This window comes from Bacteroidota bacterium (assembly GCA_016706255.1).
Classification (GTDB): Bacteria; Bacteroidota; Bacteroidia; order Chitinophagales; family BACL12; genus UBA7236.
Genome location: JADJJZ010000006.1, coordinates 54,541 through 77,938, shown reverse-complemented (window position 1 = coordinate 77,938; position 23,398 = coordinate 54,541). Strand labels below are relative to the sequence as shown.

20 protein-coding genes are annotated in these 23,398 nt (G+C 35.4%); all 20 read left to right on the top strand.

Going from position 1 to position 23,398, the window contains the following annotated elements; translation table 11 throughout:
- Positions 1-30 precede the first annotated feature (30 nt).
- The 20 genes from IPI65_08835 to IPI65_08740 all read left to right on the top strand — a co-directional run bounded on the left by IPI65_08835 (position 31) and on the right by IPI65_08740 (position 23,281).
- Positions 31-669 carry a response regulator transcription factor gene (locus tag IPI65_08835; protein ID MBK7441616.1) on the top strand — a complete coding sequence of 213 codons (639 nt, stop codon included), beginning with the start codon at positions 31-33 and terminating at the stop codon, positions 667-669.
- Between the two features lie 94 nt (positions 670-763).
- Positions 764-2,287: a tail fiber domain-containing protein gene (locus tag IPI65_08830; protein MBK7441615.1), complete on the top strand. Its 1,524-nt coding sequence runs from the start codon at positions 764-766 to the stop codon at positions 2,285-2,287.
- Between the two features lie 65 nt (positions 2,288-2,352).
- A complete protein-coding gene (locus tag IPI65_08825) occupies positions 2,353-5,001 on the top strand; it encodes a tail fiber domain-containing protein (protein MBK7441614.1) in 2,649 nt (882 codons plus the stop codon).
- 15 nt (positions 5,002-5,016) lie between these two features.
- The gene (locus IPI65_08820; GenBank protein ID MBK7441613.1) at positions 5,017-5,253 is read left to right on the top strand and encodes a hypothetical protein; all 237 of its coding nucleotides are present in this window, start codon (positions 5,017-5,019) and stop codon (positions 5,251-5,253) included.
- A 37-nt stretch (positions 5,254-5,290) separates the two neighbouring features.
- Positions 5,291-6,370, top strand: coding sequence for a T9SS type A sorting domain-containing protein (locus IPI65_08815; protein ID MBK7441612.1), 1,080 nt, complete (start codon positions 5,291-5,293; stop codon positions 6,368-6,370).
- Between the two features lie 49 nt (positions 6,371-6,419).
- A complete protein-coding gene (locus IPI65_08810) occupies positions 6,420-7,013 on the top strand; it encodes a Crp/Fnr family transcriptional regulator (GenBank protein ID MBK7441611.1) in 594 nt (197 codons plus the stop codon).
- 63 nt (positions 7,014-7,076) lie between these two features.
- Positions 7,077-7,607, top strand: a complete 531-nt coding sequence (locus IPI65_08805; GenBank protein ID MBK7441610.1) for a cupin domain-containing protein — start codon at positions 7,077-7,079, stop codon at positions 7,605-7,607.
- 52 nt (positions 7,608-7,659) lie between these two features.
- The gene (locus IPI65_08800; GenBank protein ID MBK7441609.1) at positions 7,660-8,004 is read left to right on the top strand and encodes a TfoX/Sxy family protein; all 345 of its coding nucleotides are present in this window, start codon (positions 7,660-7,662) and stop codon (positions 8,002-8,004) included.
- An 84-nt stretch (positions 8,005-8,088) separates the two neighbouring features.
- Positions 8,089-9,933, top strand: a complete 1,845-nt coding sequence (locus tag IPI65_08795) for a glycoside hydrolase family 127 protein (GenBank protein ID MBK7441608.1) — start codon at positions 8,089-8,091, stop codon at positions 9,931-9,933.
- Positions 9,934-9,987: 54 nt separating this feature from the next.
- Positions 9,988-10,851, top strand: a complete 864-nt coding sequence (locus IPI65_08790) for a T9SS type A sorting domain-containing protein (GenBank protein ID MBK7441607.1) — start codon at positions 9,988-9,990, stop codon at positions 10,849-10,851.
- Positions 10,852-11,349, top strand: a complete 498-nt coding sequence (locus IPI65_08785) for a hypothetical protein (protein MBK7441606.1) — start codon at positions 10,852-10,854, stop codon at positions 11,347-11,349.
- 35 nt (positions 11,350-11,384) lie between these two features.
- A complete protein-coding gene (locus IPI65_08780) occupies positions 11,385-12,746 on the top strand; it encodes a T9SS type A sorting domain-containing protein (protein ID MBK7441605.1) in 1,362 nt (453 codons plus the stop codon).
- Between the two features lie 25 nt (positions 12,747-12,771).
- Positions 12,772-13,332, top strand: a complete 561-nt coding sequence (locus tag IPI65_08775; protein MBK7441604.1) for a hypothetical protein — start codon at positions 12,772-12,774, stop codon at positions 13,330-13,332.
- A gap of 2 nt (positions 13,333-13,334) precedes the next feature.
- Positions 13,335-14,732: a S41 family peptidase gene (locus IPI65_08770; GenBank protein MBK7441603.1), complete on the top strand. Its 1,398-nt coding sequence runs from the start codon at positions 13,335-13,337 to the stop codon at positions 14,730-14,732.
- Positions 14,733-14,895: 163 nt separating this feature from the next.
- Positions 14,896-16,503 (top strand): hypothetical protein, encoded by a 1,608-nt coding sequence (locus IPI65_08765; GenBank protein ID MBK7441602.1) that lies wholly within the window; start codon positions 14,896-14,898, stop codon positions 16,501-16,503.
- 56 nt (positions 16,504-16,559) lie between these two features.
- Positions 16,560-16,943: a DUF1801 domain-containing protein gene (locus IPI65_08760; protein MBK7441601.1), complete on the top strand. Its 384-nt coding sequence runs from the start codon at positions 16,560-16,562 to the stop codon at positions 16,941-16,943.
- A gap of 134 nt (positions 16,944-17,077) precedes the next feature.
- Entirely contained in the window at positions 17,078-19,432 is a 2,355-nt protein-coding gene (locus IPI65_08755; GenBank protein MBK7441600.1) for a hypothetical protein, read from the top strand.
- A 431-nt stretch (positions 19,433-19,863) separates the two neighbouring features.
- Positions 19,864-20,073, top strand: a complete 210-nt coding sequence (locus tag IPI65_08750) for a twin-arginine translocase TatA/TatE family subunit (protein MBK7441599.1) — start codon at positions 19,864-19,866, stop codon at positions 20,071-20,073.
- 15 nt (positions 20,074-20,088) lie between these two features.
- A complete protein-coding gene (gene gatA / locus IPI65_08745) occupies positions 20,089-21,534 on the top strand; it encodes an Asp-tRNA(Asn)/Glu-tRNA(Gln) amidotransferase subunit GatA (GenBank protein ID MBK7441598.1) in 1,446 nt (481 codons plus the stop codon).
- 124 nt (positions 21,535-21,658) lie between these two features.
- Positions 21,659-23,281 carry a transglycosylase SLT domain-containing protein gene (locus IPI65_08740; GenBank protein ID MBK7441597.1) on the top strand — a complete coding sequence of 541 codons (1,623 nt, stop codon included), beginning with the start codon at positions 21,659-21,661 and terminating at the stop codon, positions 23,279-23,281.
- Positions 23,282-23,398 lie beyond the last annotated feature (117 nt).

Sequence of the window (23,398 nt, the reverse complement as noted above, 5' to 3'; positions counted from 1 at the left end):
TTTATTTAAAATAACTGCATATTTGCCTTTATGAAAGTGTCGTTTTTGATGTTTGAAGATAATACTGCATTACGTGAAGCCCTCGTGGCAGCGCTGAATGAGCGTGATGAGGTAATATGTATCGGCAACTACGACAATGCTATAAAGGCTAAAGAACATGTGAAAGAACTAAAACCTGATGTGATTTTGATGGACATCGATATGCCGGGGATTAATGGTATAGAAGCTGTAAAACAAATTAAATCGCAAAACATTGACGTTGAGATAATTATGTTTACGGTTTTTGATGAAAATGATAAAGTTTTTGATGCCATTTGTGCCGGTGCAACAGGATATTTACTAAAAAACAGCTCTATCGATAAAATTGCAGAATCTATTGTTGATGTTGCAAATGGCGGAGCACCCATGAGTGCTGTTATCGCCAGAAAAATATTATTTCAATTCCCGCAATTTAAAACAAAAGGCAAAGAAAAATTTAATTTGAGCGGCAGAGAAATCGAAATTTTAAATTTGCTGGTTAAAGGAAAATCCTATAAAACAATTGCACAAATGTGTTTTATTTCACACGACACGGTGCGCACCCACATCAAACATATATACGAAAAACTACAGGTGCACTCTGCACCGGAGGCTGTAGCTATAGCTATGGAACATCGTTTGGTGAACTAAGTTTCCTTTAAACCAATTGCTCATATAAATCACATTGTAATGTGATTGCGTCTGTTTTTCTTACCGTCTACTTTTGCTTTTAAATAATTAATTTATGAAAAAGCTAATCTACTTTATTGCAACATGGATTTTAATATCAATTCCTGTATTTATTTTTGGACAAGCCAATACTGATTTGTCTAACTTAACACCAACGTCAATTAATTCATCGTTAATACCCGCTACCGATGCTAGTATAGATTTAGGAAGTAGCGCGTTAAAGTGGAACAATTTTTACATTTCAGGTGAAATACGCAATGCAACTTCAGTTGTTTTTAGGAACCCGGTTTCACATTGCTTTGTGGGTGTTAATGCCGGAAAAAACGTTCCAATTCCAGCCTTTATGGTTGCCGGGAATACGTTTTGTGGAAATAATTCAGGATTTAATACGGGTGCTGCAGGATTAAATTCATTTTTTGGATACAGCGCTGGTTATGGAAATATAACTGGTGTAAATAATTCTGTATTTGGCGCTTATGCAGGCGGTGGTGCAATGGGAAGTGGAAATTGTTTTTTTGGTGCCAATTCCGGTCAACTTACAACTGGTAATTCAAATTGTTTTTTTGGTTCTAATGCTGGAGCAGTTTGCACTACCGGTTTTGATAATACTTTTATGGGTGATTTCTGTGGGTCTTCTGTTTCAACAGGTATTGATAATGTATTATTAGGTGCTCAAGCCGGAAATAGTTTAACAACCGGCGGAAATAATATTTGTTTAGGTTCAAACGCTGGTATCTTCCTAAAAACTGGTTCAAATAATACTTTTATAGGTACTAATTCAGCCACTACTGCAGCAGGAATTTCAAATGCTACGGCTATTGGTTTTGGAGTTTCTGTTTCAGCAAATAATTCTTTTGTTTTGGGTAATAACTTAGTAACTAAATATGGCTTTGGAAAAAATTGTTCGGCTAGTAATGTTTTAGATTTTCAGGTAACTACTGCGAAACTAACTACCGGAGGCGTTTGGACTAATGCCAGCGATCCGAAATTAAAAGACCAAGTAACACAATTAGATAAATATGCAATATTAGACAAGGTAAACCAACTTGATATTGCAAGATGGCATTATAAAGCTGATGAACAAAATATTACACATATTGGCCCAATGGCTGATGCCTTTTATAAATTATTTGAAGTAGGCGATGACTCTACCATTTCAACAATAGACCCAAGTGGTGTCGCATTAATTGCGATTCAGGCATTAACCGAGCAAAATAAAGTTTTACAAACAACAAATGCCGAATTAGAAAAACGGCTTGCCGCAGTTGAAGTATTATTATCATCTGCACCATATAATGAACAAATAATTAAAATAAATGATAATTATTATTTAGAACAAAATTCACCTAATCCATTTAAAGAAATAACCTTTATCTCCTATCAAATACCGCCTTCTGCTATCTCCCCACAATTATTGATTACTTCTTCAAACGGTATTACCGTTAAATTAATTCAAATTGAACCTGGTAGTGGTAAAATTGAATTAGATACCAACACTTTGCCTTCTGGAAATTATAATTATTCGTTAGTTATTAATGGTAAAGTTGTTGCCTCAAAAACAATGATAATTGTTCGATAAATAGGGCGATACAATTATTGCCTTGAAGTAATTACTTACCTGAATTTCAAACCAAATTTACTGTCATGAAAAACCTAATTATTTTTATTGTCCTAATAATTTTTACTGCTCAACTAAAGGCACAAAATGCTGCATTAAATACGGATGGCTCATTACCTGACAACTCATCGATGCTGGATATTAAATCCACTACAAAAGGATTATTAATTCCGCGTATGAACCAGGTGCAACGTAATGCTATCGCCACACCGGCAACAGGCTTATTGGTGTATCAAACCGATTTAACCAAAGGCTTTTATTATTATGACGGAAGTGCATGGGTATTTATTGGTAACAGTACAGCAGGATGGTCAACAACAGGTAATACAGGAACTACACCCGGCACTAATTTTATTGGAACTACTGATGCAAAAGATTTAAAAATAAAAGTGAATAATACCGTTGCGGGATCAATTGAAACATCAGGAAATATTTTTTTAGGCTTAAATTCAGGTATTGTAAATACGGGGGCAAATAATACTGCTGTTGGAGGAAATGCATTAAAAGCAAATACCACCGGCGAGCAAAATACAGTGATTGGAAAATTTGCATCTGAATTAAATACCACCGGATCATTTAATGTTGTTATTGGTGAAGAAGCATTACAAAATAATACAACTACATCAGGCAATGTTGCGATTGGTTATAAATCGTTGGAGGCAAATGCAACTTATGGTGACAATACAGCAGTTGGTTATCAATCACTCATGTCAAATAATGCCGGATATTATAATACAGCTTTTGGAAAATCCGCACTTGAAGATAACAGCTCCGGATTTTTAAATGTTGCCCTTGGAATTGAAGCATTAGCTAATAATACTAGCGGAGGATGGAATGCTGCAGGTGGTGCCTATGCATTAAATTCAAACACAACAGGAAATGGAAATACTGCATTTGGATATGGGTCGATTTCTTTAAGCACTACAGCATCTAATAATTCTGCTTTGGGGTATATGGCACTATCTTTTAATATAACCGGTGCTAATAACAGTGCTGTTGGTGGTTTTGCATTGTATAAAAATTCAACCGGAAGTGAAAATACTGCTATTGGTATTTCAAGTTTAAACCAAAACCTTGTTGGCAATAACAATACTGCTGTTGGAAGTAAAGCATTATATTATAATACTGCAAGTAATAATACTGCTGTTGGTACCGAATCCTTAGAAAATAATACAACCGGAACAACAAATACGGCAATTGGTTATTTATCATTAGAGGATAATACAACCGGCTCTAATAACACTGCTGTTGGTGATAATACATTAGCAAATAACACAACTGCTTCAAATAATACTGCAATGGGCTCCGGTGCATTAAAATTAAATACTACAGGTATAAAAAATACTGCTATAGGTTCATCTAGTTTAGCTGCTAATATTACAGGTAGTGAAAATACCGCTATAGGTTATAATGCTTTGGCGGCAAATACCTCAAGTACAGGAAGTGTTGCAGTTGGTGCTAATGCTTTACAATCGGCTACTACCGGAAATAGTAATACCGCAGTTGGATATAATGCGCTCATGAATGCTACTATTGCTACACAAAACACAGCAATTGGATATCAAAACCTAAGTGCATTAACCAGTGGTTCACAAAATATTGCCGTAGGCAGTAATATATTAACTGCGCTTACACTTTCATCAAATAACATTGGTATTGGTCATAATGTTTTAACTTCTAATGTAACAGGCGGATTAAACATTGGAATTGGTTTTAATATATTAACCAGTAGCACCGCATCAAACAATATTGGAATTGGTAACAATGCACTGGCCGCAACCACAACCGGACAACAAAATATTGCTATTGGTATGGGTGCACTCGATCAGTTGACAATTTCTTCAAGTAATATCGGGATTGGGACCAATGCTCTAGGAGCAAATACAACCGGTACGGGTAATATTGCTTTAGGAACCAGCACATTGTTTAATACAACAACAGGTGGTAGCAACGTGGCAATTGGCAACAGCGCATTATTAACCAACACAACAGGTAGTAGCTTAACATGCATTGGCGAAAATACAAATACCGGTGGTGTTGCCCTTGCAAACGCGACTGCTATAGGCTCGCGTGCACAAGTTAATACCAGTAATAGTATGGTATTGGGCAGTGTAAATGGTGTAAATGGATCTGTTAGTAATGTTTTTGTTGGAATCGCCACAAACTCACCTGCACATATCTTAGAGCTCGGTGTAAACGATGCTGCAAAACCAACTTCGTCAACATGGACAGTAGTATCAGATGAACGATTAAAAGAAAATATTAAAGATTTTAGTGACGGTCTTGATTTGGTTATGCAAATAAATCCAATTTGGTTCACATATAATGGCGAAGCCGGATTACCAAAAGAAACTGGTGTGGGAACTATTGCTCAGGAACTCCAAAAAATTGCACCTTACATGATTACCAAATGGACCTACCGTGAAAATGATACCGATCAGGGTGTTGAATATTTAGGCGTTGATTATGGTGCAATGGATTTTGTATTGGTAAATGCTATACAGGAATTAAATAATAAACTGAATGCGTCAACTTGCGATAATAATGCTGTGGCAAACAACCAAAGTGCAGAAATTGAGCAACTAAAAAGTGAACAAATTAAGTTGCAGGAACAAATTAATGCCTTACAGAATTTAATTCAACAACTTGTAGCTCAACAAAATAATCCACATTAATTAATACATCTGCTTATGAAAAAATTGAGTTTCATATTACTTTTTGTATTTTTTACAATAAGTGGTTTTTCGCAACAGGGCTTGCAGCTAAAAGCCGGAGTTAACCTTGTTTGCAATGGCAGCCCGATTATTGTTTTAAATAATACTAGTTTTTATAATAATGGTGATTTTATTGCAGATGAAAGTAATGTAATAATTACAGGAAATACCGCAACTGCAAATTCAGCAATTGGTGGAAATTACTGTCACTAAATTTTATGATTTAACAACAAATAAAACTGCGAATGATATGATAATGCAGCAAAATTGTATTATCGATAATTATCTGATATTTGATGGTGGGTTAGTAGAATTAAATAATTTTATTATTGATTTGGGCTCAACCGGATTGCTGAAATCGGAATCAGAAACCAGCCGAATTACGGGTATTACAGGCGGAGAAGTAATTGCCAATGCCACGCTCAATGCGCCTTCTTCCGTTAATCCCGGAAATTTAGGTGCGGAAATTTCATCTGCACAAAATTTAGGATATACGGAAATCAGGCGGGGACATGTTCAACAAACAGACCCTTCCGGTAACTATAGTATTTACCGGTATTATGATATTATTCCAGAAAATAATTCCAGCTTAGATGCAACATTAATTCAGTATTATTTTGATGCTGAGTCAGGGGGATTAAATGAAAGTAATTTTGACCAGTATTTATCAAAAGATGGTGGTGTTACATGGTATAATTTGGGTCAGGAGGGCAGAGATGTTGTAAATAATTATGTGAAGCTTTCCGGCTACGGCGAATTTTTCAGAGAAACTTTAGCGGATCCCATTGGTTCTCCTTTGCCTGTAGTGTTAGCTGAATTTTATGCACAATGCTCTTTAACTGGAGTAGTTTTAAACTGGATTACTTTGAGTGAAATTAACAGCAGCCATTTTGTTGTGCAACGATTGAATGATTTACAGCAATGGGAAGATATAACCAATATAACTGCTCAGGGATATAGCACAATTGAACAGCACTACACCTATACTATTGAAACAAGCGAAAACGATTATTTCAGATTGTTGTTAATTGATGCTAATGGTGCAATTTCAGTGTCATCACCGATTCAAACACAATGTAGTTCCAAATCAGATCTTAGCATATATCCAAATCCCAATTTTGGGTTATTCACTATAGAAACGGGTAACACAGATTATTCAAATGTATCACTCAAAATTATGGATTTAAGTGGAAGGGTTGTATATCGTTCAGAATCAAATATTTCCAATTCGATTTTAGTTGATATCCAATCCGTTGCAGCAGGCATGTATCTGGCAGAATTGTCCATAAACGGAAAAATTACATATCACAAAATTGAAAAGGGTGATTAATTCAAGTTCATTTGTATAAACTTTATTACATTTGGACAAAGGCCGCCAAATGAATCATCTGATAAACACCATTAAAAAACTTGAACCCTTAACCGATACTGAATTAAAAGAACTGGAAGCCATGCAGGCGCTAGCCCGGTTCAAATTTCTGAAAAAGGGTGATTTTATTTTTACTGCCGGTGATATGCCACCTATTTCAGTATATGTACAATCCGGTATACTGCGTCATTATGTGACAGATAATAATGGTAATGAAAAAATAATTCAGTTTTTTATGGAGGAAGCATTTTTTGATGATTGCGGAAGTTATGTTAATAATCAACCTATAGATTATCATATTCAGGCAATTGAAGATTCAGAAATTATTTATTTCTACCTCGATGATTTAAAAGCGATTGCCGAAAAATCACCTGTTATTGAACGAGTGGGTGTTAAAATAGCAGCAGCTTTTTTAAATAATCATCGTGAACATGTTACGATATTAATGAAATTCAGTCCGGAAGAACGTTATAAATACCTGCTTATAAATAAACCGGAATTAGTGCAGCGAATATCGGTAACACATTTAGCCCAATTTCTGGATATCTCGCGTGAAACACTGAGTCGCATGCGTGCACGCCTGGCCGAACAAAACATTTTGTGATTTAAATCACACCCCAACCTACAAATTTGATTTTACATTTGTGTTTACTAAAAAGCACACATAATGGCAATATCAATATTCCGTGAATTAAAAATGGGCAAGGAAACATTTTTACCTGTTTCAGTTGAAAATAATATTTTTAAAATGATGTGGTGGTGCGAACCCGGTGGAGGTGTTCCAAGTCATATTCATCCGCATATGGATGAACATTTTACTGTTTTAGAAGGCGAAGTGGAATTTACTGTTAATGGGAAAAAATTAATTAAGAAACCCGGAGATACGTTATTTATTGCTAAAAATGTTGTGCATGGAATTAAAAATATTGGCACAACAAATATTAAAATGGAGGTTTATTATACGCCTGTTGCTGATACCGTTGAAATGTTTAAAATTTTATTCTTTTTAAATCAATCGAATCCGGGCTCGGCAAGCCATTTTGTAAAATATTTTTATATGTTTCCGCGACTTGGTCTGAAGCCTTTCTCTTTAATCCCATCTCCATTTGTGATGCGCACAATGAATGGCATATTGTCAGTTGTAGGAAGGTTAGCGGGATGGAATAAACTGGTTAAGGCTTATAAGCTTAGCAGCTGAAATCTTTCTTACCTCTACTCAATTTATTTTTAAAAAAATTGTAAGTTTGAGCATGGCTTACAATGAAAAACTGGCAAATCGCATACGTGAGCGATTTGCAGCACTTCACCCTGTAGAAGAAAAAGAAATGATGGGTGGTCTCACCTTTATGTATAATGGCAAAATGTGTGTCGGTGTAATAAAAGATGACCTGATGTGTCGTATCGACCCTAAAATACATAATGACTGCGTTGAAAAACAAGGTTGCAAAACAATGGATTTTACTTCACGACCAATGATTGGTTATGTTATTATTGATGAAACCGGCATGAAAAGCAAAAAAGATTTTGAATATTGGATTAACCTTGCATTAGAATTTAATCCACATGCAAAAGCTTCTAAAAAAAAGAAAAAGTAAATGTCCTAGACCAATATTATGAAGTCATTTCTTTTATTTATATCAATATTTTTTTGTTTTGTCGGTAAAACACATTCACAGTCAGTGGAAGAAAAATTTCAATTATTACCCCTTGGTGCAATTAAACCGGAAGGTTGGCTGAAAACACAAATGGAGCAAGACATGCAGGGCTTTGTAGGCCATCTGGACAGTTTGGTTCCTACACTTATTTATGACCCGATATATTCAAGTGGACGCATCCACAAAAACAGTAAATCTGCAGATCTTGGAAATTTAAAATCGGGCGATGCCGGCGGCGATGAACAATACAAATGGTGGAATAGTGAAACACAAAGTAACTGGTGGGATGGATACATTAGATATGCCATTTTACTAAACGATTCTGCTGCATTGATTAAAGTGAAAAATTACATTACAACTATTTTAAATACACAGGACGCAGATGGCTATATTGGCATTTATGACGATAAATTAAGATACAATTTTAAATCTGAAAATGGCGAATTGTGGTCGAAAACTACTTTGTATCGTGGTATTCTGGCTTATTACGAATATACAAACGATAGTGTTGTTTGGAATGCATTGGTGAAAGCAGTTGACAATGTGATATCTAATTACCCAATTAATAAATCACATCCGTTTTATGCCGGAAAAGATTTTTCGGGTGGTGTTGCTCATGGATTAACATTTACAGATGTTTTAGATAGAATGTATGCTTTAACATTAAATCAAAAATATCGTGATTATGCGCTTTTTTTATATCGCGATTTTTGTGAAAATTATACTTCCGAAAAAGATGTTCAACTCAGCAGCATTTTAAATCCGGAATATCGATTGCAATCGCATGGCGTGCATACATATGAACATATTCGTCCGCTATTGGTTGCAGCTTATGCCGGTGGCGATAAACAATTAATCGAAGCATTAAACCTTTATATTAATCGTGTAAAATCTGCCACTACTATTGCCGGCGGACCAATTGGTGATGAATGGGTGGGTGGAAGAAAGGCTGATGCTGTTATTGGTTATGAATATTGTTCCATACATGAGTTAATGGCAAGTTATATCGATTTATTACAAAAAACCGGATTAAATGAATATGGTAATGCGGTTGAAAATATTTTTTACAATGCAGGAATGGGCAGTCGACATCCTGAAAAATCGTGTATAGCGTATTTGAAGACAGATAATTCGTATCAAATGGATGGCACAAAAAATGGTGAAGCAGAGCCGGGAAGAAATCAAACCCGTTATAAATATTCACCGGTGCATCAGGATGTTGCTGTTTGTTGTACACCAAATGCAGGTCGCATTTCACCTTACTTTGTAAGTGCCGCTTGGATGAAAGAAGGTGAAACAATTTTGGTTGCTACTTTATTAATGCCAAACACGGTAGAAACAAAAATTGGTAATGCCAATGTGCATATTCAAACAATAACTGAATATCCATATACCAATACGTTACAATATCAAATTACTGTTAGCGAAGCCATACCTTTTACTCTAAAAATTCGAAAACCCGACTGGGTAAATTCCATTATTACGGATGATTATTATGAAATGCAGGATGATTATATTGTGATAAGCAGGGTATTTTACGGCACTTCTAAAATAAATATTACATTTTCTGCCGATGTTATTGTTATGGAAGATAATCAGAAGGAATTTTATTTTACATACGGTCCCTTAATTTATGCTTTACCTTTTACCGGAAAAGAATCAACCGGAAAACAATACGCAACGGGTTTTACTGATTATTATTATACTTCTGATAAAAATATAATATATAAATATATTCCGGGAAGTGCTCCTGTTTATAAAAATGGAACAATACAAGTTAACCTTCAAAATCCCGAAAGCGGTTTATCTGAATTAGTTACACTATTGCCAATAGGAAAAACTATTTTACGTCAGGCCGCTTTCAAATAAATATTTGTTGTTAAATCAATCCGGGTTAGTTATATTTGGTGTAAAGTATACACCATGATTAAATACAAAATAATAGGATTTATCCTACTATCCATAGGGTATTATTCCGCTAAAACCCAATGTATTGTTGATGCTGGCCCTGATACCACTTTTTGTGAGCAGTATCCAATAGAAACGTTAACCCTGGGTAGTAATGTTACTGTTACCGGCGAAGCCCCGTTTTCTTATTCATGGAGTTGTTACTACGAATTTTTAGGTCATATTTATACCGCTTCAGATTTTATTAATGATACAACAGTAATCAATCCTTCATTAATATCCGGTATCGACGGTGAACAACTCTTTACACTTACAGTAACAGATGCAACCGGAGCCACCTGTTCAGATGATATTATAATATCGCTTTATCCATTTGTTAATACTTTAGAGGTAAAACAGGCATATATCAGTTCAATGGATACCACATCTTTATACAGTGCTCTTTTGGGTGGCACTTTTCCTTACACTTATTTATGGTCACCGGATTATGTGTTATCCGACCCCACCGATTTAAACACATTAGCAAGTCCGGATGTAACCACCGTTTACTCGCTTTTACTTACAGATGCAAATGGTTGTCAAGCGCACGACCTATTTTACGTGTTTGTGTATCCTGTTGGTATATCTGAATTAGAAAAAGATGAACATACAATTACCATTGTTCCTAATCCGGTGAAAAACACTGCACAAATAACTGTTGGCAACGAAAAAAATTTTACATTAAATATCTATGATGTAAGCGGGAGGTTAATAAAATTTTTACATTCAACAAATCCTACAATTGAAATTAATAATTCAATGTTTAGTTCAGGTATATATTCAGTGCAATATGTTTCAGAAAATAAAAACGTAATTACAACTAAAATGGTTATTTTATAAATGCTAAAGTTTTTACAAGTTTGTTTTGTAATACTATTTCCCGTTAATCTATTTGCACAAAATGCTAAAACATTTTCGTGGAAAAAACCGGAATACGCCATTGTTAAAGCATATTTGTATAATTGTGATTCGATAAATTATGATAGTTTATTAATAATAAATAATGGACGCTTAACGGCTGAGATAATGCCCGATTCAGGAAAAGTTTTGAATGCCACTCAAATAAATCAGGTAATTGTCTTTATAAATTCAGAACCGGAAGTTAGTAATCCCAAAGAAACATTTTGTTTTATTCCGCACCATGGTATCGTATTTTTTAATGCAGATGGCAAACCCATTGCAGCGTTGTCAATTTGTTTTAATTGTGACAAGATGCATATTTATCCTGAGGCAAACCTAAAGGGCAAATCATTGGATATCCTTAAATCTATTATTTTAGAAACAGGTTTGCCGGTTTATGATAATATTACTGATTACAACAACCTTGAGGTAAAATAATATTCAATTATTACAAACTTCCTTATCTTTATTAAATGAAGACTAAGCTGATTTTACCCCTTTTACTTTTATTTACCAATAATATCCACGCGCAACTTACCGACCCGGAAGAAATTTGGGATAGTATTAAAGAAAATACCGTTCCTGTTGTAGCGCCTGCATTTACCGACATATTAGGCACGCCTTATCGCCAACCTTTATCAGGTTATGGATGGGAAGACGGTTTGCAGATTTCGGCAGATGGACTAAACCTTTACACCTTGTATGCACCAGCCGATTTACTTTCCTGGTTTACCTATATAGCAGCAAATGCCGCTTTACCGGTTTGTGAAACAATTGGGAGCACACAATTTATCCGTCCTTATGCTGAAACCTATGGCATGGACATGGCATTTAATTATTTTGGCTGCGATACAATTATGAATCTCGATATATTATATGCACATCGCGATAATATTAATGATGAATTTGGTAGCTGGGTATTATCTGATATGGCAAGACCCGGACAAATTGAAGGTGGACCATTTCCTTTACAATCGGTTGATAATCCTAACCTTGTTGACCATTTTTTATTTACAGGACCCGGTGATATCTCGATGATAAACAATACAAATGCAAACCCCGACAATATAGCATCCGCAGTGCTTTTACCGGAACCAATTAATTCCGCCGGTGGTGAATTTATAGTTGATAATCCCGTTTTAAGAAGAATTAATAATTCGGATACCTTATTATTAGTGTATGAAAAATATGTTGATGCCAGTTTAAGAGATTTTATGTATGCTTTTAGTTATGACGATGGCACAAGTTGGGAAACTCCTGTTAAAATGACCAGTATTACAAATGCTACCGGTCACCTTGAACATCCTCAATTACACACAGATGGCAGTGGAACCTATTTATATTATTCTCGCGATTTTGATATTTATCGTATGAAACAATCTATTCCAAACAATTGGGATAGTTGGACAGATGAACAATTATTGATTTCAAAAGGTAATGCACTTGCAATTGGTGAACCATCTATTGCTATAAATGGTGATATCGCATTTGTATTAGCATACCACAATGTTGAGCATCCTGAAGATGAATTTGATATTGACCCTTGGTATGTAAGGAATATCAACGGACCGAATTCCATTCCTGCGGAAAATACTTTGCAAAATGCAGCCATATTTCCAAACCCGGCAAATTCAATTTTTCAGATTGGGAACCTTACACAAACGGGTATTTCAGTAAGTGTTATTAATATGGTTGGGCAAGAATTAATTCAAATAAACAATTATAATTCAACAGCTTCAATTTCAATTTCTGCTTTACCGATCGGTATTTATACTGTAATTATTGAAAATGCAAAAGGTGAAAAACAAACGCTGCAATTAGTTGTGTCACATTAATTTGAACTTAATAAAAACCTCACCCATGAAAAAAGTAGATGTTTATGAAATTTTAATTAAAACTTTTGGATTGTTATTTCTATTTACAGGAGTATTCCATTTGGAAGATCTGATTACAACACTTAGTATGCTTTTTCAGTTTGAGGATTATTCTCATGATATTAATGGAAGCTATTTTCCTGCGATTAAAATAACAGCGATAATTATAGGAATATATTTAATAATAAATACAAGTCTGTTTTATTTGTTTTTTTTTAAGACTGGTAAAATATTGAAATTAATTACCAAAGAGGATGATTATACAATTATTTTAACACCCTTTGTTGATCAAAAAGCCACATACAAACTTATTTTAATTATACTTGGTTTCGTATTAATTGCCAATGCCATTCCTAATTGTATTTCGTTGCTTAATGAAAAGGTAATAGCAGCTCAATCAGATTTTCCGTTCAACCCGTATAGGCAAACTTATCTAATAATCTATGTAATAAAAACTTTTATTGGTTGCACTTTGGTAATTGGTGCGGATGTAATTTCCTTGCTGTTAACGCGTAAATCAAACAAAGAAAATACGCCTAAAACTTAATAATGAAATATTTTATTTTATTAATAATTATTTGTTGCTCAACTTTTGTTAAGGCACAATCTCCGACTTATACTACCGAACAAATAAAAAGTGACATCAATTATCTGCAACACCAACTGGAGCTGAAACACGCCGGTTTGTATACTTATACAGATATGAAAACGATATTTCATGTTTTTGACAGCCTGCAAAATAATATTCCCGGTCCTATGACCGATTTAGAATTTTATGCCTATGTTTCACCGGTGCTATCGGTGATAAAAGATGGTCATACTATGATTTTTCCTAATACAGAAACAATTAATTATCATAATACAAATTCCCTCTTTTTCCCCTTTCGCATTTTAAATGATGGCGAAAAAATGTTTGTTGAATTAAATTATAGTGCAACTGATTTGATTCCCAATGGTTCACAAATAGTTTCTATAAACGGAATCAATAGTAGCGATATTTTATACAAGTTGTTATCTACAATGATGCGTGATGGCAACAATCCTTCCTATCCGATTTGGATTTTAAACTGGTGGTTTAATGAGTATTACAGTTATGTATTCGGGCATCCTGAAACGTTTAATATTGAATATATCAGCCCTGACGGTAAACAGGAAGTGACAACCATTAAGGCCTTACCGAAGGAAGAAATATTTGCTAATCGCGAAAGCCGTTATCCCAATCGCCAGTTTAGTCGTACATATGGTCAGAAACCAGGTACAGCAGTTACTTTAACTATGGACACAAAAAACTCAATTGCCATATTAAAAATTAAAGACTGGGACTTAAAAATTTTAAAAAACACCTATCATCAAAAATTAGTTAAAGAAATTGACAAGTGTTTTGACACTATTTTTAAAAATAATATTCAAAACCTGATTATCGACATTCGCGACAACCAGGGTGGTAATATGGTAAATAGTATTCATGTGCTATCCTATTTGTTGGATACCACTTTTAATATGGTAGATAATTTTTATAAAGTAGATCAGGCATATTCAAGTATTGATGATGTTCGAAACAAAAAAGTTAATGGCGAAAAATCATACAATAAAAAGGTTCGGAAACAGGTATTTTCAGGAAAAGTTTATGTGTTGATTAATGGAGGGTGTTTTTCAAATTCCGGGTTATTTGCTTCTACCTTAAAAAGACACAACCGCGCTATTTTTGTTGGGGAAGAAAGTGGTGGCAGCATTTACAGCTTAAACGGCCTGGTAAAAACCATTATCCTACCTGAAACTAAATTACGTGTTGAACTCCCTACACTACGGTTTTCAATAAACGAGGAAGATAAAAATACGGGACATGGGTTAATTCCCGATTATAGCATACATCCAACAATTCAGGATTTAGTTGAAGGGAGAGATGTTATTTTAGAAAAAGCTTTAGCATTAATAAAAAATCAATAATACCTAGTATTAAAAATTATTTGCTGTAGGCATTGATATAATTTATATCAAAATTTAAGTTAAAACATAAATCATCTGCTTTTATTGCTGCAAGGTATAAATAAGTGACTTAAGTAACAGACTGCGCATTAAAATAAAAATATTTTTGTAGAAATTATTTTCAATGAAATATTTTATAGCATTCTGTTTTGCACTTTTTATAAAAGTTATAGAAACAAAAGCCCAAGAACCCTTTAAATACAGTGTTAAAATTGATTCTATTCAATTAAGCGGATTGCCTGGTATACATTCATTTGCTTTTGCTGAACATGAAGGAAAATGGCTCATTATCGGTGGTCGAACAGATGGTTTACACCCCAGACAACCATTTGCTTCCTTTCCCGAATCTGAAAACAATACGGAAATTTACGTCGTTGATATTGAAAATCAACAAGTATGGTCTGCCGAATTAAATAGTTTGCCGACATCAATTAATGAACAATTGCAATCAAGCAACATGAACTTTTATCAGGATGCCGATACACTAGTGTTAATTGGTGGTTACTGTTATTCACAAAGCGCCGCTACACATAAAACCTTTCCAAATTTAACTACAATAAACGTATCAGGCTTAATAAACGCCATTGTCAATAACACTGATATTACACCGTTTTTCAAACAAATTACGGATCCAATTTTCGCGGTTACCGGCGGTGAACTGTCAAAACTTAACGAATTATATTATTTAGTTGGCGGACAGCGGTTTGATGGCGAATACAATCCAATGGGACATCCCACCTATGTTCAAACCTATACCGATGCCATTCAAAAATTTACAATCAACAACAACGGCATGGAATTATCGTTTGCGAATTATCAAAAAATAACAGACCCAATTCATTTACATCGCCGCGACTTCAATCTTTTATCACATATTTTCCCGGATGGAAATGAAGGTTTGGTTATTTCCTCGGGTGTATTCCAAAAATATGTTGATTTGCCATTTTTATATCCGGTTGAAATATCCGGAAGTGATTATGTTGCCAGAACTACATTTAACCAGTATTTAAACAATTATCATACTGCACACGCCAATATTTATGATAGTCTCGAAAATAAAATGACTTCGTTGTTTTTTGGTGGAATTAGTCAATACTATTATGTTGATGGCGCATTATATCAGGATGACCTTGTTCCGTTTGTAAATACAATAAGTGGAATAACACGCGATAATACCGGAAACCTGGTTGAATTTTATATCCCTGGGGGTATGCCTGGATTCAAAGGAAGTAGTTCTGAATTTTTACCCAATTACAATTTGTCGTCGAAACATTCAGAAATATTGAAAGAAACACTTTTTGAAGGGGATACAATCACAATTGGATATATTTTAGGGGGAATCAGCAGCCCGACAAAAAACCCATTTAGTATGAATCAAACAAATCGCACTGCTGCGGATAAAAACATTTATATTGTTAAATTATTTCCTGCCGCACCTAACACAATAAAAACCATTCATGTTCCGAATCCCTATACCATGGAAATTTTTCCAAATCCCACCACAGCCGCATTTACAATAAAGTTTAATGTAACATCTAAGGTAGCTGCACGGTATTTTATAACAAATAATTCCGGCGCGCTATTACAATCAAATCAAATTGAAATTACTCAGCCGGGCGATGTTGTTTACAACGTTGTATTGGATAAATCATTTACCTTACAAAATTTAATTGTCACATTAGTAATTGATAACACTTATTATATTTCAAAATCACTTGTTTTACAAGAATAAAGTTTTGCGACGATTTGGCACTTTTACTTTTCATCCAAATTATTTATCTTTACCACATGCCAAAGTCAAAAACACCTAAACTTTCTAACGAAGAGCAAGTTGAAAAATTCATGCTGGAATTGGTACATCCTCTGAAAACTGAAATAGAATTATTGCGCAGCATTATAAAAAATGCAAATAGCAATTTAAAAGAACGTATTAAATGGAATGCGCCAAGTTACTTTACCAATGTTGATTTACTCACGTTTAATGTAAAATCTGACAATACAATTTTATTGATTTTACATCATGTTACCTGCACAAAATTAAAATCAGATTTACTGGAAGGTGATTTTCCTGATCGCAGAATTATATACTTCAAAGATGCTGATGAAATTAACTCCAGCAAAAAAGAATTAGAGCGCATTATCAATGAATATGTTGCCCTGGCAGCAGCTTAACTCAGCGCTACTTATGGAAATTACTGATGTGTTGCATCCTTAAAGCAAGCACCGCATATATGTTTTTAAAGCAACTATTTTTCTTCCTTTTTGTATGCTTACTGGCCAACAATGGATATGGACAGGGTGGTTGTATGGAATATAACAGCCATTTATTTATTATCAATATTGTAAATAATGGTGAATCAATAGATGACGGTAAGTTTGATGTATTTCTGGTTAATGAAGATAGTTTGCCTTACTGGTATGAAAATGTATCGGTTTACAGTTCCAATACTCAGGACTTAACCCCGCGAAAAATTAAACGAAATACACCCCAAAACGCTCGCAATCAAAAAAATCCTTATGAAACACAAAACTATTATCCCAAATTAAATAACAACTGGTATACCTGTAAAATACCAACACAAAAAGGTGATAAGCCTGAGCTCTTATATCAGGCATTAATCATTAATAAAAAAACAAGGGATTCCATTTATGTTTACATGCCCTATTCCAAATCGGTAGACATTTGTAATAATAACCTTGACCGTGAAACAATCACAGACATTCGTTTTGATGATGGAACCTTGTTTGATCCCTTCACAATTGACATAGCGGTCAGAAAACCCCTTCCACTACCGCAATATCCCATCAAAAACACCTATTTAAAGTTTGATTACAGCAAAAAATTTGATGAAAGCGTTGGTGACACCGTATTGCAGGTATATCAGGTAAGAGTGCATGATAAAAACACATTGGCTGTAATTCAGAAAATACCTATAACAGGAACTTTACCTTTTCCCGCGAATTATTTTAAACAAAACATTGAAACAGGAGATTTTTATAACGACAACCCTGAAGGCGTTTCTGATTTTAGAATTATGACGGCCAAAGTAACAGATGAAAAAAATCAAATCCGCTCCACCAATTTCTGTTATTATATTTTTGACAGTGATCAGCAAAAATATATTTATGACTCGGTTTTGAGCAATAGCAATAATGTTGTATTAAAAGAAAACAACCCGCTCATAACTAAGTACGAAATCAGTCAAAACCACAAGGAAAAATACTACGATCATTATAAATTGGAAAATGGTGAATGGATTTTTACGGAGCGAAAAATTGAATTTTTATTACCACCTTTTAAATATACTTACCAAAAAGAATGTATCACATGGGCTAAACGGTCGAATGGTTTTTTACCGGTTTTACAATTGCCCTCTAACGACAAATATTATACCTATACCGATAGTTTTTCTTTATTTAACAATTGCCCGGACACACTAAATCTTTCCTTATCGCACAGTTACAGTAAATCAACATTTTCTTTACCGGATAAAATTGCGCCGCAATCTAAAGTTTATTTAACCTATAACGAATGGCTAACGCCGTTTCCGGAAACAGTTTATTTAATAGAAAGAAATACTTATGTCTATTACGGTGATAAATCCGGAGAAATAAAAGGGTTTTCCTATTTTGTAGCAGCGCCGGGCACTGAAGTTCGGGATCAACAAACCGGTAAAATTATCCGGTATGAGTCGAAAAAAGATACCTTATCAAATACACGAATGGTATTGGAGGTATATGATTCAGGTATACCTAAGTCATACGGATTAATTAATGCAAAAAATGGCCAAAAGTCAGGTGTATGGCGTAATTGGGATGAAAATGGTTTTCCCCAACTGTCAACCAACTACAATAAAAAACTAACTGTTACAATTGGAAACCCTGAACGATTAAGTAAAACAATTTCCATTCATATTAAAACTAAAACAGAATGGATTACAGCTGATTTTGAAAAAAGTGGAAACAATTTAATTTTATTTGTTCCGATGGATGCAGACAGTATTCAAATTATTTGTGACAGCGCACATGTTGATGCAAAATTTATTCAATGGGCAAACGGTAGTGAGGCCTATTTTACTTATTATTTAATTAAACAAAATGAAGATTATGTTGAACAAAACGGCATACGAATACCGATTACCTGGGTTAACAATGAATATTTAATTAATTGGGATGTCTTTTTTTATAGTAAAACAAAACCGGGCAGTATTGAAATTGAAGTAAAATATTTACAATCAAAATATCCTAATGTTTTATTTCAAAGTTTTAAATATTATCCGCAGCAGATTGTAATCACACTTTTAGAAACAAACCCACAAAAATTGCAACAAACAATAAAAAATTTAATTAATGAATCATCCATCGGTAGTTTATCACAGGCAGCATTTTTTAATGGCAGCGGTAAGATGGCATATCCGGAAAAAACAGCAACAATAATTGTAAGTCCGTACCTTACATATGATTCTATAAAAACAATTGCCGATAAATATGATGCAAAACTCTTCCCAATAATGGGCTCAGGAAATTATTATGAATTCAAAATTAAATCAACCCTTTACGATAAATCCTACATCGACCTACTCCACACCATCAACCGTGAACCTTCAGTAATAAGCATCAGCTGCGGCTGGCAAATGGACATCAACTACCTCGACGAATAAAATCCTTCCTAACCAAACGTAAATCCGGTATGTAAGGGCGCATTCAATTCGCCCCTACATACCAGATTTACCACATTTTCGAAAAAAATTAAAATTATTCTCATCAAAAATATCATCATCCACCCTTAATAACATCCACCAAAAAATGTGTACCCCGCTTGCGGGCATCCTTCACAAATCCCCAAAAAAAAATCAGTTTAAATCAGCAAAAATCTGCGACCCGCCCCGCCGGGTTCCGCGCCTGCCTGCCGGTAGGCAGGTTCCCTCTTCAAACACATCCAACCAAAAAAATCAGTTTAAATCAGCAAAAATCTGCGACCCGCCCCGCCGGGTTCCGCGTTCCCTCAAATCCTCCACCCCGATTTTAAAACATTTTTACCCATCCGATACAAAAAACCTATACCTTTGTATTGAAATCAAAAGTTCAGGAAATGAATAATGTGCTCTTACTAGCAATGCCAAGCGGAATGGAATGGATAATCATCTTATTTGCTGTGTTATTACTATTCGGCGGTAAAAAAATACCGGAACTAATGCGTGGCGTTGGTAAAGGTATTCGTGAGTTTAACGATGCTAAAAACAACGTAAGCCGCGAAATTCGTGAGGGAATGGACGAACCTAAGAAATCTGAAGAGAAATAAATCTTGCTCTTTTAGATGTATTCCGGTTTGAGTTCAATAGTACGTACTGGACTGAAAAATGTTCAGCAAGGGATGCGTGCGGGTGATTTTACCTGCAGGCAAGTGGTAGAATACTATCTGCAAAACAACCACGAAAAACAACATCTCAACGCATTTTTAGAAATTTTCGAAAACGAATCACTTGAAAAAGCTGATGCACTTGATGCAAAACTCAAGAGCGGAAAGCCACTTGGCAAGCTGTTCGGCATGGTAATAGGTGTTAAGGATGTAATTGCCATGAAAGGCAAAAAACTCACTGCATCTTCTAAAATGCTCGACGATTTTCATTCTTTATATAATGCCACCGTTATTGATCGATTACTTGCCGAAGATGCTATAATCATCGGTAGATGTAATTGTGATGAATTCGCAATGGGTTCATCAAATGAAAACTCAGCCTTTGGTCCGGTTTTAAACGATATGGACAATACAAGGGTTTCAGGTGGTAGCTCAGGAGGCTCAACCGTAGCTGTTCAGGCCGATTTGTGTATGGCTAGTCTCGGCTCCGAAACCGGCGGAAGTATTCGTCAGCCCGCCTCTTTTTGCGGCAATATCGGATTTAAACCAACCTATGGCCGCTTGTCACGATACGGTTTAATTGCTTTTGCATCTTCATTCGACCAGATCGGACCAATCACCAACACGGTAGAAGACATGGCTTTGATGATGGAAGTAATGGCAGGAGCCGATGCTAACGATTCAACCTCATCTCAACACCCGGTTCCGGCTTATTCCGAAAAATTACATCTCGACAAAAAATTAAAAATCGCTTATTACCCGCAAACCCTCGACAATCCTAAGATTGACCCGGAAATTAGTGGAGCGATGTATACACTTATTGAAAAATTAAAAGCTGAAGGCCATACCGTTGAAGCGCAGGATTTAAAATTCCTGGATTACCTCGTGCCAACGTATTATGTGCTTACAACCGCTGAAGCATCATCAAACCTTAGCCGCTTTTCAGGCATTCACTACGGTTACCGCGATAAGGAGGCAGGTGATATGGAAAGTGTTATCAAACGCTCACGTTCAAAAGGTTTTGGGAAAGAAGTGCAACGCCGAATCATGCTTGGAACCTTCGTATTAAGTTCAGGCTATTACGATGCTTATTATACCAAGGCTCAGAAAGTACGCCGCATTATCCGCGATGATACCACTAAAACCCTGAGCGAATACGACCTCATTTTATTACCTACCACACCAAGTACAGCATTTAAACTGGGCGAAAAAACAACTGACCCGATTGAAATGTATCTTGCCGATATTTTTACCGTTCAGGCAAATATAACAGGACTACCTGCCATTAGTGTCCCTTTATTTAGACATACCAACGGAATGCCATTTGGCGCCCAGTTTATGGGGAATTATTATAGTGAAGACCTGCTGCTTTCTGTGACAGACCATCTTCTTAAAAATTATTAAAATTTGGCTGTTGATAATGATATTTGTATTCTCGGGTACAATATTTAGCTAATTTTATAGTTTTATAACCCTAACAGCATTTACAACAACGACCAAATTTTAAAACAAGGGGGGAATCTAACCAATGCACTACATCAGAATTACCGTATTATGCCTTTTGCTATGGGGTGTGGCAAAAGCACAAGTCTCTAATTCTAGCGGTCCGGGCAATGACGTTATCTTAAATGGTACCGACGAAAGTATCGACGCGATAGACAGTATTTTTAACGCATATTTTTCGAGTAATCCGGCCTGGGCTTTTGACCAGAAAGATTATGATATGCTTGGTTACGCAGCTACCGATACGCCGCGTTTTACACCTGAAGTATATGCTGAACGTATAAGCAAAATCAATTCACCAATACCTTATACTTACAATAAGTCAGTGCAGGGCTTTATCGATTTATACTGTATGCGCCGCCGCACGCAGGTTTCCAACATGTTAGGCTTAAGTCAATCTTACTTTCCCATGTTTGAAGCAGAACTCGACCGTAAAAACATGCCTATTGAGCTGAAATATCTTGCTATTATTGAATCTGCTTTAAATACACATGCAGTTTCTAAAGCAGGAGCAACCGGTTTGTGGCAGTTTATGAACGGAACAGGCAAATTAATGGGTTTAAGAATTGATTCTTATGTTGATGAGCGCCGAGATCCTTATATGGCAACCGTTGCAGCTGTAGCCTATTTAGAAGATTTATACGGAATTTATAACGACTGGTTCCTGGCAATTGCAGCTTATAACTGCGGACCGGGAAACGTGAACAAAGCATTGCGTAAAGCTGGTGGGGGAGATAAAACTTTCTGGGATATTGAAAATTACCTTCCAAAAGAAACACGTGGTTATGTTCCGGCATTTATTGCCGCTACCTATGTGTTTGAATATCATAAAGAACACAATATTCGTCCGGCGAAATATGATTACGATTTCAGCATGATGGATACGCTCATGATTACCCACAAAATGACCATCGAACAGTTAGCACCTTATGTTGGGCTGACTGCAGATGAAATTGCGTTGAATAATCCGGCGTTAAAAACAAAAACAATTCCGGGTTCTCCGTATCCTTATCCGCTGCGTTTACCTATGAAATCAGTGGCAACTTTTTATGCAAATAAGGATTCGTTATATGCTTCTTTAGATAAAAAAGAATCGCAAAATCTGGCAACTTTAGCCAAAAATGTTGAGGCTGTTAATGCAAGTAAAACAACTACCACTGCAAAAACTACCGGTGACGCTACTGCAAGCACAACTACAGCAAGTAAAGAAATAGCAGACCCCGATGCACCGGTTGTGGTGAGTTATACTGTAAAAAAAGGTGACAACCTGGGTTATATATCCGATTGGTTCGATTGCACTGTGGCAGATATCAAAAAATGGAATAAGCTGAGCTCAACCAAAATTGTTCCGGGACAGAAATTGAAAATTACAGTTCCTGCCAAAAACGAAGAGCAATATGCCATGATTAATAAAATGACCCTGGCAGAAAAACAAAAACTCACTGATATTCAACTGATTAGTGCAGCTCCTGCAGAAAAAGAAGCGCCTACAACAGAGGTTATCTATTACACCGTAAAACCGGGAGATACTCTTTGGGGTATATCTCAAAAATATCCGGATAACTCAGTAGAAAAAATTCGTGAGCTTAATGGTTTAGAAAAGAATGAAACCCTTAAAACAGGGACCAAAATAAAGCTGGTTAAGTAAGTTTTACACGCAATATTATACAGGCCGCCTTAACAGGTGGCCTTTTTTTTGTACTCCACAGTAAAGCGCATTTTGTGACAGGGTAAAATGCCAATTTGTGACAACCATGTTTAATCT